Raw genomic sequence first — 13,596 nt, 5'->3', positions numbered from 1 at the left:
ACGGCTGGCCGCGCAGTTCCCCGCGCCCCTAAAAACGCCCACCCTCCGCGCAGAGGGCACCCCCAAGGGGCGCGGGGAACGGCGCGCGCAACCACCCACCCGCCGGTGGTCCGGACGCGACAGCAACAGCCCCCCACGGCCGGTGACGACCTGCACCCCGTCGACGGCTGGCCGCGCAGTTCCCCGCGCCCCTAAAAACGCCCACCCTCCGCGCAGAGGGCACCCCCAAGGGGCGCGGGGAACGGCGCGCGCAACCACCCACCCGCCGGTGGTCCGGACGCGACAGCAACAGCCCCCCACGGCCGGTGACGACCTGCACCCCGTCGACGGCTGGCCGCGCAGTTCCCCGCGCCCCTAAAAACGCCCACCCTCCGCGCAGAGGGCACCCCCAAGGGGCGCGGGGAACGGCGCGCGCAACCACCCACCCGCCGGTGGTCCGGACGCGACAGCAACAGCCCCCCACGGCCGGTGGCGACGTGCGCCCCGTCGGCGGGCTGGTGGCGCCGCCCGCCGTAGAGGGCACCTCGCGGGGGGTCGGCGAAGTAAGTTGATCACCGGCACCCGCACGGGAGGTGGCGCCATGCCCCCAAAAAGCACGCCGCAGGCAGTGGTGGCGTACGACGTCGCCGTCATCGGCGCGGGAATCGTCGGGCTCTCGACCGCCTACGCGCTGACGCGGGCCGCGCCCGCCTTGCGGGTGGCGGTGGTGGAGAAGGAGGCGGGGCCCGGACGGCATCAGACCGGGCGGAACAGCGGGGTGATCCACAGCGGGATCTACTACCGGCCGGGGTCGCTCAAAGCGCGCTACGCGCTGGCCGGTTGCGCCGAGACGCCGGAATTCTGCGCCGCGCACGGCATCCCGTACGAGGTCACCGGCAAGCTCATCGTCGCCACCGAGCAGGCGGAACTGCCGCGGTTGCACGCGCTGGTGCAGCGGGGGCGGGAGCACGGGATCGCGGTGCGGGAGCTGGGGCCGGCGCAGATCGCGGAGCACGAGCCGGAGGTCGCCGGGCTGGCGGCGATCCATGTCGGCTCGACGGGGATCTGCGACTTCCGGGCGGTGGCGGCCGCACTGGCGGGCCTCGCGGCGGACGCGGGCTGCACGGTGCGGTACGGCCTGCGGGTCGCCGCGATCGGGCGTGCCGCGGACGGCACGGTCACCGTGACCGCGAAGAAGGGCGACGCTGAGGAAACGATCCGCACCAGGGTGCTGGTCAATTGCGCGGGCCTCTACAGCGACCGTGTCGCCCGCCTCGCCGGTGACGACCCGGGGATGCGGATCGTGCCCTTCAGGGGTGAGTTCTACGAGCTGGCGCCGGCCCGCAGGGGCCTGGTCCGCGGGCTGGTCTACCCGGTTCCCGACCCGGACTTCCCCTTCCTGGGAGTCCACCTCACGCGGGACGTCCACGGCGGTGTCCACGTCGGCCCGAACGCGGTGCCCGCGCTGGCCAGGGAGGGCTACGGCCGCTGGATCGTACGCCCCCGCGACCTGGCGGGCACCGCGGCGTATGCCGGCACCTGGCGGATCGCCCGCAGGCACTGGCGGCAGGAGGCGGGCGAGGTGCTGCGCTCGCTGTCGAAGCGGGCCTTCACGGCGAACGCGCGCCGCCTGCTGCCCGCGCTGCGGTCCGCCGACCTGCGCCCCGCTCCGGCGGGCGTACGGGCTCAGGCCGTGCTGCCCGACGGCACCCTCGTGGACGACTTCCGCTTCGCGGGCTCGCCCCCGTTCGTGCATGTGCTGAACGCCCCCTCGCCCGCGGCGACGGCCGCGCTGCCGATCGGCCGCGAGATCGCCCGGCGGGTGCTCGCGGCGCTGTGACCTGCGGCGGGCCCGCGGCGCGGTCCCGTAGAATCGGATCCATTGTGTCCACGTCACCCCTTGCCCCCGCCCCCGCCGTGCCCGGCGCCCGCTTCCCGGCGGGGCCGGCCGCCGATCCGGCGGGTTCGCGCGGCGAGCACCGCATCCGCTCCTTCCACGCCCGGCGCGGCCGGATCACGCAGGCGCAGGCCGCCGCGATCGACCGGCACTGGGACACGTGGGGCGTGGAGCTGGACGGCAGCCCGCTGGATCTGGCCGCGCTCTACGGCTCGGCCGACATGCCGGTGGTGCTGGAGATCGGTTTCGGGATGGGCGACGCGACCGCGCGGATGGCCGCCGCCGACCCGGGCACCGGCATCCTGGCCGTCGACGTCCACACCCCCGGCCAGGGCAATCTGCTGGCGCTGGCCGACCGCGCGGGCCTGGCCAATGTGCGGGTCGCGAACGGCGACGCCGTGGTCCTGCTGCGCGACATGCTGCCGCCCGCGTCGCTGGCCGGGCTGCGGGTGTATTTCCCGGACCCGTGGCCCAAGGCCAAGCACCACAAGCGGCGGCTGATCCAGCCGTCCTTCCTGGCCATGGTCACGCCGCTGCTGCGGCCCGGCGCGGTCGTGCACTGCGCGACGGACTGGGAGCCGTACGCCGAGCAGATGCTCGACGTGCTGGGCGCGGCGCCGGGTCTGGCCAACGCCCGTGCGGCGGGGGGTTTCGCGCCGCGGCCGGACTTCCGGCCGATGACGAAGTTCGAGCGGCAGGGCCTCGCCAAGGGGCATGTGGTGCGCGACCTGCTGTTCACCCGGGTCTGACCGGCGTCGTCCGCACGGGCGGCGCACGCCCCCGGCGCGGGCACGGGCACACGTATCCGCCTGCGCCACACCCTCGCGGAGCAGGGCGCTCGCGCCGTACTGTCGACTGGTGGCAACGTACTCGTACCCGTCCTCGCCCGACCCCGGTTCGCCATCCGACGGCCGGCGGTCGGATGAGCGGATGTACGTACCGGTGTCCCCCGCCTCCTGGCACTACGCGCCCCGGCGGCCGTTCTGGGAGAGCCGGGCGGTGCGCACCGGTGCGCTGTTCACCGCGATCGCGGTGTGCGGTGTCGTCATCCTCGCGGTGGTGCGGCAGCACATAGGCACCGAGCCCTTCCTGGTCGGCATGGCGCTGGCGGTGCTGCCGGTGCCGCTGCTGCTGTGGGCCTTCCTGTGGCTGGACCGGGTCGCGCCCAGCCCGTGGCAAAATGTCGTGTTCGCCTTCTCCTGGGGGGCGTGCGCGGCGACCCTCGTCGCGCTGTTCGCCAACGAATACGGCGCCAAACTGCTGGCCACGACCCTGTCCGCGACGCCGACGCAGTCCGACCGGTGGGGTGCGGTCTTCGTGGCGCCGCTGGTCGAGGAGACCGCGAAGGGCACGGCGATCCTGCTGCTCTTCCTCTTCCGGCGCCGCCATTTCGAGTCGCTGCTCGACGGCATCGTGCTCAGCGGCCTGGTCGCCACCGGCTTCGCCTTCACCGAGAACATCCTCTACCTCGGCTCGGCCTTCGGCGAGGACAAGGCCGTGGGTGCGGGCGTGCTGGACTCCACCACGGCGGCGACCTTCTTCGTGCGGGTGCTGATGACGCCCTTCGCGCACCCGCTCTTCACGGCCATGACCGGCCTCGGCTTCGCGATCGCCGCCTCCAGCCGCCCGGGGCGCCCCTGGCGCTGGCTCGCGCCGGTCGGCGGGTGGCTGCTCGCGATGGTGCTGCACGGCTCGTGGAACGGCTCGTCGCAGCTGTCCCCCGTCGGCTTCCTGACCGTCTACGTGGCCGTGATGATCCCGGTCTTCGGCCTGGTCGTCTGGCTCGCCTTCTGGGCCCGCGCCGGCGAACTGCGCACCATCCGCACGCATCTGGCCGTATACGCCGCCGCCGGCTGGCTCCACCCGCGCGAGCCCGTCGCGCTGGGCTCCATGCGGATCCGCGCCGACGCCCGCGACACGGCCCGCCGCACCCACGGCGACGCGGGTGCCCGCGCGGTACGCGACTACGCCGCCTACGCCACCCACCTCGCCTTCCTGCGCTCCGCCGCCACCCGCGGCCTGGCGCCCCCGGACTTCGCGGCGCGCGAGTCCGAACTGCTCCACCACCTGTGGCACGGCCGCCCGTTGGCCCAGCCCGCCCTCCTCCAGGCCGCCCCCTGGCCCCCGCCCTTCCCGGTCCCCCGCCCCCCGTACGCGTACTGGCCGCAGCAGCACCCCTACGCCGGGTATGCCCGGCCGCGGGGCAAGCACCTCTAGGGTCTGCGCGCGAAAGACGCATATGCCGACGGCCGTTACGCCTCGTCGGGGGCGTGTGGGCGACCTGCGAGGTGTCCGTGATCCGGCACTTTGAGGTGGTTGATTTCCTCGACGGATTCGACCTGGAAAACGCGTGACGCCCCTGTAACACTCTGTATCTGACGGGTCGACAGCACGCGCACGGGGCTCGTACGCGCCCGGCGGCGGGTGGTCGGTCGGGTGGTGGACGCCGAGGCGAGCGAGGAGGGCCGGGGCAAGTGCAGCCAGATGCGGGGGCCGGGAGGATGCCGGGCGCGGGGTGGTTCTGCCGGGTGCCCGGTGCGGCGTTCGAGGCGGAGTCGGGTGCGGCGGCCGGAGTGGTGGTGGAGCAGTACCCGCTGCCGCAGGAGCACGAGCGGGTGCTGCGCGAACTGAGCGACGGGGCCCGGGAGTCGGCCGACGCGCTGCGGCAGGGCGGGGAGTGGACGGGCGCGGCGGGGCTTGAGGTGGCGCTGGCGCTGGACGCGGGCATGGCGCGGCGCGGGGTGCGCGTACGGGCCGTCTATCCGCGGGCGTTGCTCGCGGTCCCGCTGCACGCCGCGCACCTGCGGCGGGTGTCGGACGCCGGGGTGAGCGTGCGGGTCCTGGACCATGTGCCGCACGACCTGCTGGTCTTCGACCGGCAGACGGCCTGCCTGACCGCCGAGTCGGCCGTCGGCGGGGCGCCGCTGGTGCGGGTCAGGGGGCCGCTGCTGGCCGCGTCGTTCGCGGCGATCTACGAGTCGTACTGGCAGCGGGCCACCCCGCTGTCGCTCACGTCGGCGGGGCCGCACCACGCCCAACTCGACACGCGGGAGAAGGCGGTGATCCGGTTGATGACCAATGGCTACAGCGATGACAGGATCGCCAGGAAGCTGGGTATCACCACACCGGACGTGCAGTCGGTGATGACCGCGCTGATGGAACGGCTGGATGCCGGCAGCCGTTTCGAAGCCGGGTACAAACTCGCCCGCGAGGTCGACCCGCGGGACCTGTGAGGCGTGCGGCCCGCACGCGCACGGGGGGCGTGCGGGCCGGAAGGGAGCCGTGAGCGGCATGCGGGACCGCGAGGCGCTGCAGACCCTGCTCGCCCGCGCCCGTGCGCGCGTCGACCCGGGGGAGTTCGGCCTCGCGCCGCGCGGCGACCCGCGGGGCCGCAAGGTCGCCGGGCTGACGCACGAGCACATGACGCGGCTGCTGGGCTGGCCCGAGCACAAGTACGGCTACGTCGAGCGAGGCCGGCTCGCGGCCATCGAGACCGAGCTGCTCGAACCCATCGCCCGCATCCTGCACCTGTCGGACCACGAGTGGGAGGCGCTGGTCCTCTACGCGACCGGCGTGCCGCCGGCCTACCGCCTCGATCCGCAGCTGGGTCAGGCGGTGCCGAGCCCGTGGCAGCGGGTGCTGCGCGGCTCGCGCGAGATGGCGTACGTGAACGACGCCGCCTGGGGCATGGTCGCCTACAACTCGGCCTTCGCCGGGATCTTCCGGCGGCGCGAGGTGCCGCGCAACCTGATGCGCTGGATGCTGCTCGACCCGGAGGCCCGGGTCACCCTCGGGGACTGGGAGCAGAGCTGGCTGCCGCTGCTCGTACCGCAGTTACGTGCCGCGGTGGTCGCCAACCCGCACAACAGGACGCTGGCGCAGCTCCAGGCGGACGCCGGGCTCGACCCGGTGGTCGCCCGGTATCTGCACACCCCGACGGCGGAGTACATCGGGCCGCGGGCGGAGAGCTCGCTGCCGCTGCTGCACACCGAACGGGGCCCGGGGTGGGCGACCTTGTGCACGGCGGGGCCCTTCGGGGTGCCGGGCGGCCGGCTGATGTTCGTACTCTTCGACCAGGGCGAGCAGCCGCAGCACGCACCCGCGCTGTCGGCGCCCGCGACCGGGCCCGTCGATCCGAGCGAGGCGATACGGGGACGCCCCCAGGCGGAGCCCGGGGGGAGGCCGGAGCCGCCCTGCGCACACACGCATACCGCGAAATGCCCTGTTGGCCAGCACAATGAGGCACCATGAACAACCCTTTGCCGCACGCGCTGCGGGCGCTGACACCGAACGTCCACGCATGGCTCCCGGACGGCCACGCGACCTGGGGCCTGGCCAACTGCGTCGTCGTGACCGGGCGGAAGGGCGGCTCTGGCGCCGCACTCCTCGTCGACACGCCCTACACCGCGGACATGACCCGGCGGCTCCAGGAGCTGATCGCCGGCCTCGGCGCCGCGGACGGCGCCGGACCCGACGTCCGCACGGTCGTCAACACCCACGGCAACGGCGACCACTCGTACGGCAACGGCCTCTTCCCCGACGCCGAGATCGTCGCCACCGACGCCAACGGCAAGCACCTGTGCGCCGAGCCCGCGCCCGCCGAGCTGGCCGCCCTGATCGCCACGAGCGACCCGGAGTCCGCCCTCGGGGCTTACATGCGGCGGCACTTCGGGCGCTACGGGGACTTCGGCGGGGTGAGCGCGGTCCACCCCACCCGCACCTTCAGCGGCGAGCTGGAGATGGACGTCGACGGGGTGGCGGTGCGGCTGATCGAGGTGGGGCCCGCGCACACCGCCGGCGACCTGATCGTCCACCTGCCCGAGGAAGGCGTGGTCTGCGCCGGCGACGTGGTCTTCAACGAGGACCACCCGGTGCACTGGGCAGGGCCGTTGGAGGCGGTGCACCGCGCGTGCCTGCGCATCCTGGAGTGCGGCCCGCGGGTGGTGGTGCCGGGGCACGGCCCGGTCATGGCACCCGATGAGGTCCGCCGCTACGCCGACTACCTGCTCGACCTGCGCGCCGCCGTCCACCGCGGGCACAAGGCGGGCCGCCCGCTGCCGGTGCTGGCCGCCGAGCTGATCGCCGAAGACCCCCACCCGCGCTGGGGGCTGACCGAGCGGATGGCGATCCTGGCCGCGGTCGAATACCGCGCGCTGGACGGCGAGACCGAAAGCCCCGACCTGGTGGCCCTGGTGGGCCTCGCGGCCGGCTTCGCCCACCGGCGGGAAGCGGACGGTGCGGCCGCGAGCGGGGACTGAGCAAGGCGGGCGGCGGGCGGCCGCGTCGGGCCGACATGCCGACGGCCCCGGCGTCGGGGGGGGTGTACGCCGGGGCCGCCGGCTGTTCTTGGGGCGGCGGGCCGTGGGCCCTGGGGGCTACTGCTGGTTCTTCGGCGGAAGGCGGGGGGCCTCAGACCGCGGCGTCATGACCGTACAGCCATGGCACCGGGTCGACGGGCGCGCCCCCTCCGGGGCGTACTTCGAGGTGCAGATGCGGCTCGGGCACATTGCCGGTCGCGCCGACGCGGCCGATCGTGTCGCCCGTGACGACCTGGCCGGATGTGGCGACCATCGTCGACAGGTGGCAATACCACAGCTCGGTTCCGTCATCGAGGCGCAGGACGACCCGGTAGCCGTACGAGCCCGCCCAGCCGGCCGAGGTGACCGTGCCGCTGTGCACGGCGTGGACCGGGGTGCCGGTGGGGGCGGCGAAGTCCTGGCCGGTGTGGGTCGCCCACATGTTGCCGGTCTCGCCGAAGGCGGTGGTGAGGGTGTAGGACGCCAGCGGCTTGACATAGGAGGCCGCGAGCCGGGCCATCCGCTCGGCCTCGGCCTTCGCTTCCGCCTCGGCGGCGGCCTTGGCCTGCGCCTCGGACTCCGCCTTCGCGGCGGCGGCCTGCTCGCGCACCTTGCGGGCCGCGGCCTCCTTGGCCGCCTGCTCGGCGGCGGCTTTCTCCGCCGCCTCGCGCTCCGCCCGCGCCACGGCTTCGCGCTGCCGGGTGACCTGGTCGATGATGCGGGTGCGGAGGGCCTCGCCGGGGTCGGCAGGGGCCTGCTCGGCGGCCTCCGCGGGCTCGTCGGCCCCCTTGGCCGCGGCGGTCGCGTAGGCGACGGCTGAGGGGTCGTACGACGGTGTGCCGACGGCGACTTCGGGCTGGGCGGCCGGGACGGCGGGCGCCGGGAAGGCGTCGGGGAAGCCGGGCGCGTCGGGCAGCGATATCGGGGGCGCGACGGGCGGCGCCTCGGCCGCGGCGGCCACTCCCCCGGTGCCGACCGCCGCCATCGCCGCGATGCCGAGCACCGCGGTACCGACCGCGGCGCCGCGGGCCGGGAGGCCGGCGCGCTGCTTGGGAAGGCGCGGCTGGCTGCGCGGGCCCGCGGCATCGGAGCCGGGTTCGTACGCGTCAAGGACGCCGTACGGGGAGGGGGAGGCGGCGGGGCCGTCGGAGGGGTCGGCGGGCGGCAGGTGCTCGTCCCGCTCCCCGAAGGGCCACTCCCCGGTCGGTGCTGCGACCCGGGAAGGAGCGTAGGCAGGCTGGTTGGACGCCACGGGGGCGCACTCCTTTCCTTCCTTCTCGCCTACCGGGTTAGCTGACGGGTTCGGAGCAGGAAGGTCTCCTACGGGCCTGACGGCTGCCCGATTCACCCCATTGGACCCCTTCCGCGGTAGCGGAAGGGCGGGTCCCCGGTTCCCGCGGACGGGATTCGGCAAGCGCACGGTGCCGCCTGTCGGCGGCGGTGACGACCGCGCTGCGTTATCGAACGTTAATAGAGCCGGAGAGGTTTTCCAAGCCGAACGGGAGAGTTGGGGATGGGAACCAATCGGACATGATATGCGTAGGGCATATGAACCGGACATGCGACGTGGCCGGGCGGTGACGTGAGTGTGCATCAGTTGTTATCGGGGAGGGCGGCGTGGCTACCGACGGTCAGGCGGCGACGGCGGGGCGCAGCGGGGCGCGGGCGACCGCGAGAAAGGGCGTAGGCGGAGGCGCACGGGGGCGCGCCGGAGCGCGCGGGCCCGGGGCGACGCGGCGCCGGCTCGCCCCGGCGCGGCGCCGACCCGGCGCGGCGCGGGCGGCGATATCCGCGAGGCCGGCACAGCGGCACCAGTGGTCTGGACCTGTGCCAATGCGCGAACCGCTTGGCATGCCGTGGGCGCGGGCCGCACGATGGGCGGGCCCGACGTTCTTGTCATGCACCCGCCCCCCATGACGCCTCAGGGAGCCTTCGATGGAACGCCCCACATCCGCCGCGCCCAGCCGCCGTTCACTGCTGCGCGGCAGCCTCGGCCTCGGTGCCGCCGCCACCGCGGGCCTGGCCGCCGAGCTCTGGCCCGCCGGCGCCGCCCGTGCCGCCGCCGACCCCGCCGTCCCGCGCGCGGCCGCCGTCGACTACCCGTCAGCCACCTGGGCCCCGGCCAGCACCGGGAATTACACCGCCTCCAGCCGCCCGTCCAGCTACCCGGTCCAGCTGGTGGTCATCCACGTCACCCAGGAGACCTTCGCCGACACCATCTCGCTCTTCCAGAACCCGGCCCACGCCGCCGCGGCGCACTACGTCGTCCGGTCCGCCGACGGCGCCATCGACCAGTGCGTCAGGGAGCGCGACATCGCCTGGCACGCGGGCAACTGGGACTACAACACCCGCAGTATCGGGATCGAGCACGAGGGGTGGGTGGACCAGCCGTCCTACTTCACCACCGCGCTCTACCACGCCTCCGCGGCGCTGACAGCGGAGATCTGCGACAAGTACGGCATCCCGAAGGACCGCAACCACATCATCGGCCATTCCCAGGTGCCCGGCACCGACCACACCGACCCGGGCCCGAACTGGGACTGGGTGCGCTACATCCGGCTGGTCAACGGGGTGTGAGGCCCGCAGGGCCCTGGCCGCCCCCGGCGGGCCCGTCCAGCGGGAACATGACGCTGAGCCGGGGCAGCCGCCGGGCCGCCTCCTCCTCGTCGCTGGCGGTCCAGCGGCGCCCCGACGGGTCGCGGCCGCCGACCGGCACGAGCGAGGGGGCCCCGGCCTGCCCGGGGGCGTCGGCGGCGTCGCGCCGGGTGGCGCGTACGGCGGCGTAGAAGGCGTCGCCGAAGTCGTCCGACGGGCCGGTCGCCAGCTCGTACGCCTCCAGGCCGAGCGTGTCGAGGGTCGGCCAGCCCGGCCGGTCCTCGGCCGGCCAGCCGGCCCTGGGGCGGCCGGCCAGCCGCAGGACCTCGGGCGCGTAGGCGAGGACGTCGGGGTCGTTCACCACCGCCTCGAAGACGGCCCGGCCGAGTCCCATCGCCCAGTGCAGAAAGGCGCGGAAGGCCTCGTCGGAACACCAGCCGCCGAAGATCCGGTCGGCGGCGCCCCACAGATTCCAGGTGAAGGCTTCATCCGTCATCTGGTCGAGCCTGGCCTGAAAGCACACGATCTCGTCGGCGGGCAGCCTGGCGAGCGCGTGGCGCAGCCAGGCATCACGCTTGTCACCACCGAATCCATGCCGCCGGGAGTCCCCGAGGAGGGTCCAGAAGGAGTCGGTGTCCATAGTCGCCGACTATGCCAGAGGCGTGTGGTGCCGTTCCAATTGCGTTACGGAAAAGCCCAGTTGATGGACAGTGCAGGGGCCGCCAGGAGTCGGCCGAGCCCCGCGGGCCCCGCGACCGACCGCCGGACTGCCCGGCGCAGGGGTGCCGTGACACACCTGCCACCCCACCCGTCACTCCTTACTCTCTGAGTCACATCCATCCCGCTCGTCACGGACCATGACCCGCGCCGGCCCCGACCTCTCATCAGCATCCCCAAACATGAAAAGGAAGCGCATACTTGAGCCAATGCGCGCGGGTCGCGCGCCCCGGCTCACCATTCCCCTCCACGAGCATTCACGGTCGGAAAGACGCCGCGGAAACCGCACCTTTCCGCGCCTTATCGAAAGCATATGAATTATTGCTTTCAACCACCCTTCCCTTTCGCCCGTTCGAGTGACCGGCGGCCCTTTTCCCACCTACCTTGTTCCGCGGCGCGGGGCCCCCGGGACGGCGCCCGCGCGCACCGAGACGAAGGTGGGGACATCCATGCTCCGACTCCTGCTCTCCCGCTCCACGCAGCACCCCCCGACCCGCAGACCGCGCCGCTTAGCCGGCCGGGCGGCGGTCGCCATATTCGCGGCGCTGCTCGCGACGGCGGCCGGCTCGCTCTCCCCGGTCATGGCCCAGGGCCCGCACATCCAGGGCAGCGCGTCCCCCGCCAACCACCCCCCGGGCGGCGGCGGTTCCGGCGCGCTGGTCAAGACCGTGCAGAACGTCACCACCCCCGGCACGGCGCAGGCCCAGCATTCCGACACCCTCAACTGGGCCGTGAGCTACCACAACAACGCGACCACCGGAGCGCCGGCCGCCACGACCATCACCGACCCGATCAGCGCCGCGGGCGCCGGGCAGACCTACGTCCCCGGTTCGCTGCACGTGCCGCCCGGCTGGACTCCCGAATGGTCCACCGACGGCACCACCTTCACCGGCACCGACCAGGGCGCCGCGACCACCGTCGTGCGGGGCACCGATCCCGCGGCGACCGGCGCCGGCACCGACGTGAGCGGCGACCTGCTGCCGCCCGTGCAGGCCGCGGCCCGCACCACCGGCGGCGACGGCTTCACACCGATCCTCTTCCGGGCGCCGTCCGGTGACGTCGAGGCGTGGAACATCTACCACCACAGCGGCCCCGCCGCCCGCCTGGTGGTCTGCAACGACCTGTCCTCCGGCCAGCCCTGCCCCGGCGGCCCGTGGCCGCGCCCGCTCAACACCACGCCGGGGCCGCTGGGTTCGGGCGACACGGGAAACGTCTTCACCACCCTCACCCCGCAGTACGCCATGGACCCGGGGCGGCCCGGCGTCGTCTACTACCCGGCCGTGGCGAACGGCTCGGTCGGCGCCGGCTGCCTGGACCTCGGCGCCCGCGCCAACTGCGGCTTCTTCCCGCTCGCCGCCGCCTCCGGCTCCCCGAGCAGCGCCAACGGGCTCGCCGGACTCGTCGCCCAGGGCGGCAGGCTCTACGGCGTCGCCAGCACCGGCCGGGTGCTGTGCCTGGACATCGCGAGCCGAACCCCTTGCGCGGGGCAGCCGTTCGCCGCGATCGTGCCGCCCAACCACGACCTGCCCGGCAACACCTCCGCCCTCTACCAGGGCTCCCTCACCGTCGCCGACGGCCGGATCTACGCCTCCTCGGCCCCGATGGCCGGCGGATCGACCGCCCCCGGCCGCCCGGCACTCGGCTGCTTCGACCCGGCCACCGGCGCGACCTGCGCGGGCTGGACGACCCCCCACCCGGCGGGACCCGACGCGAACGCGTACACGTACAACGCCTTCGTCGCCTACGACACCGCGGGCCACCCGGCCGGCGTCTGCACGGCGGACACCACCGGCGCCTCGCCGTCGACCAGTTGCTACGCGCTGGACGGCGGCCCGCTGGCCGCACCGCCGACCGGCCTGGACGCGCTGCCCGCCGGGGTGCTCGTCTTCAACCCCGAGGTCGTCGACGCGGGCGGCGACAACCGCAGTTACTTCGCCGTGTGGGGCGGGCCGCTGGCCGGCGACACCGTCTGCTACAGCTGGACGCACGCCCAGCCCTGCGCCGGCTTCCCGGCCGTCGCCGGGCACCCCGCGGTCAACTCCGGTGCCACACGCGACTACGGATACGCGTACGACGCCACGACCCGCTGCCTGATCGGCCTCGGCGACGCGGGCGTCCTCTTCTCGATGGACCCCGCCACCGGCGGCTCGCCCTGCCTGCACACCGGCGCCTCCGTCACCCTCACACCCGCCGACTTCTACTGCGACGGCGGCACCGGGCACGCCGCCGCCTACACCGAGGCCCAGTTGACCGGCCTCGACCTCGCCCACACCGACCCGGCCGCCACGACCGTCTCGGTCACCGACCCCGACGGCGCCGTCGTCGCGACCCCGGCGCTCTCGCCGTCCGGCACCGTCGACCTGTCCGGCATCCCGGCCGCCGACCATCCCTCGATCACCGTCACCGTGCAGTTCAGCCTCACCGACACCAGTGACTTCGGCGCCGGCGGACACCCCGCGCTGACCGTGCGCTTCCAGGGCGACGACCCGCAGCTCTGCCTGCGCACCGTCGTCACCGCGGACTGCGCCACCAGCCAGGTCGCCGACACCGCCACCGGCAGCGACGCCACCGGCGCCCTGACCTCCAACACCGTGAGCGTGCCCGTGCAGCCCGGCGCCGCGTGCCAGCCGCACGTCTCCGTCAACAAGGAGATCTGCGCCGGCACCTCCTCGCACGCCTGCGGCCCCGGCGGCGCGGGCCCCTGGGTCAAGTCCAGCCCCGTCGGCCTGCTCCAGCTCCTCGGCACGGCCTACTGGCGCATCACGGTCACCGACGCGGGCCCGGTCGACGCCGCCGACGTCACCGTCGCCGACCCGACCACACCGTCCTGCTCACACGCGGCGGGCACCTTCACGCTGGCCTCAGGCGCGAGCCGCCAGGTCTACTGCAACTCGTTCCTGCTGGCGCTCCCGGTGAAGAACACGGCGTCGGCGAGCTTCGTCGCCGCCAACTCCCCCCACGGCACCCACCCCACGACCACCGACCCGTCATCGGCCGTGGCCTGCTCCCTGCTCTGCGTCCTGCTCCCGGCCGAGCACCACTGATCCCTGCCCACCACTGATCCCTGTCCGCCGCCCGCCCCGTGCCGAGGCCCCGCCCCGGCACGGGGCC

At 74.2% G+C, this 13,596-nt stretch carries 10 protein-coding genes and 1 riboswitch; of the genes, 8 read left to right on the top strand and 2 right to left on the bottom strand.

Annotated elements, in window-relative coordinates; translation table 11 throughout:
* The first annotated feature begins 580 nt into the window (after positions 1-580).
* From lhgO to OG900_23570, 6 genes are all read left to right on the top strand, one after another.
* On the top strand, positions 581-1,819 hold the full coding sequence (gene lhgO / locus OG900_23595; GenBank protein WUH92798.1) for an L-2-hydroxyglutarate oxidase: 1,239 nt from the start codon (positions 581-583) through the stop codon (positions 1,817-1,819).
* A 44-nt stretch (positions 1,820-1,863) separates the two neighbouring features.
* Positions 1,864-2,625: a tRNA (guanosine(46)-N7)-methyltransferase TrmB gene (gene trmB, locus OG900_23590; GenBank protein ID WUH92797.1), complete on the top strand. Its 762-nt coding sequence runs from the start codon at positions 1,864-1,866 to the stop codon at positions 2,623-2,625.
* A gap of 181 nt (positions 2,626-2,806) precedes the next feature.
* Entirely contained in the window at positions 2,807-4,093 is a 1,287-nt protein-coding gene (locus OG900_23585) for a PrsW family intramembrane metalloprotease (protein WUH95887.1), read from the top strand.
* A 257-nt stretch (positions 4,094-4,350) separates the two neighbouring features.
* Positions 4,351-5,109 carry a LuxR C-terminal-related transcriptional regulator gene (locus tag OG900_23580; protein ID WUH92796.1) on the top strand — a complete coding sequence of 253 codons (759 nt, stop codon included), beginning with the start codon at positions 4,351-4,353 and terminating at the stop codon, positions 5,107-5,109.
* 58 nt (positions 5,110-5,167) lie between these two features.
* Positions 5,168-6,127, top strand: coding sequence for a helix-turn-helix transcriptional regulator (locus OG900_23575; GenBank protein WUH95886.1), 960 nt, complete (start codon positions 5,168-5,170; stop codon positions 6,125-6,127).
* Complete coding sequence (locus OG900_23570; GenBank protein WUH92795.1) at positions 6,124-7,134, top strand: MBL fold metallo-hydrolase; 1,011 nt, start codon at positions 6,124-6,126, stop codon at positions 7,132-7,134. Before OG900_23575 ends, OG900_23570 begins: the two co-directional genes overlap by 4 nt.
* A 151-nt stretch (positions 7,135-7,285) precedes the next feature.
* Here the strand turns inward: OG900_23570 and OG900_23565 are convergent, their stop codons facing one another.
* The gene (locus OG900_23565) at positions 7,286-8,425 is read right to left on the bottom strand and encodes a M23 family metallopeptidase (GenBank protein ID WUH92794.1); all 1,140 of its coding nucleotides are present in this window, start codon (positions 8,423-8,425) and stop codon (positions 7,286-7,288) included.
* Between the two features lie 11 nt (positions 8,426-8,436).
* Positions 8,437-8,596: riboswitch (cyclic di-AMP (ydaO/yuaA leader) on the bottom strand.
* Between the two features lie 512 nt (positions 8,597-9,108).
* Between OG900_23565 and OG900_23560 the strand changes: the two genes are divergently transcribed.
* Positions 9,109-9,750, top strand: coding sequence for an N-acetylmuramoyl-L-alanine amidase (locus OG900_23560; GenBank protein ID WUH92793.1), 642 nt, complete (start codon positions 9,109-9,111; stop codon positions 9,748-9,750).
* On the opposite strand, the gene OG900_23555 is transcribed toward OG900_23560, so the two are convergent.
* Positions 9,737-10,408, bottom strand: coding sequence for a DUF4240 domain-containing protein (locus tag OG900_23555; protein ID WUH92792.1), 672 nt, complete (start codon positions 10,406-10,408; stop codon positions 9,737-9,739). The genes OG900_23560 and OG900_23555 overlap by 14 nt on opposite strands.
* A 526-nt stretch (positions 10,409-10,934) precedes the next feature.
* Between OG900_23555 and OG900_23550 the strand changes: the two genes are divergently transcribed.
* Complete coding sequence (locus tag OG900_23550; GenBank protein ID WUH92791.1) at positions 10,935-13,529, top strand: hypothetical protein; 2,595 nt, start codon at positions 10,935-10,937, stop codon at positions 13,527-13,529.
* The last annotated feature ends 67 nt before the right edge of the window (positions 13,530-13,596 follow it).

The sequence above is a fragment of the Streptomyces sp. NBC_00433 genome (assembly GCA_036015235.1).
In the GTDB taxonomy this organism is placed as follows: Bacteria; Actinomycetota; Actinomycetes; order Streptomycetales; family Streptomycetaceae; genus Actinacidiphila.
Note: the sequence above shows the minus strand (reverse complement) of the source record. Positions and strands in the feature narration are given on the sequence as shown.

Coding starts and splice junctions, on each gene's coding strand:
- OG900_23550 (WUH92791.1), top strand. CDS start 10,935: ATGCTCCGACTCCTGCTCTCCCGCTCCACGCAGCACCCCCCGACCCGC.
- OG900_23575 (WUH95886.1), top strand. CDS start 5,168: ATGCGGGACCGCGAGGCGCTGCAGACCCTGCTCGCCCGCGCCCGTGCG.
- OG900_23560 (WUH92793.1), top strand. CDS start 9,109: ATGGAACGCCCCACATCCGCCGCGCCCAGCCGCCGTTCACTGCTGCGC.
- OG900_23570 (WUH92795.1), top strand. CDS start 6,124: ATGAACAACCCTTTGCCGCACGCGCTGCGGGCGCTGACACCGAACGTC.
- OG900_23585 (WUH95887.1), top strand. CDS start 2,807: ATGTACGTACCGGTGTCCCCCGCCTCCTGGCACTACGCGCCCCGGCGG.
- lhgO (WUH92798.1), top strand. CDS start 581: ATGCCCCCAAAAAGCACGCCGCAGGCAGTGGTGGCGTACGACGTCGCC.
- OG900_23555 (WUH92792.1), bottom strand. CDS start 10,408: ATGGACACCGACTCCTTCTGGACCCTCCTCGGGGACTCCCGGCGGCAT.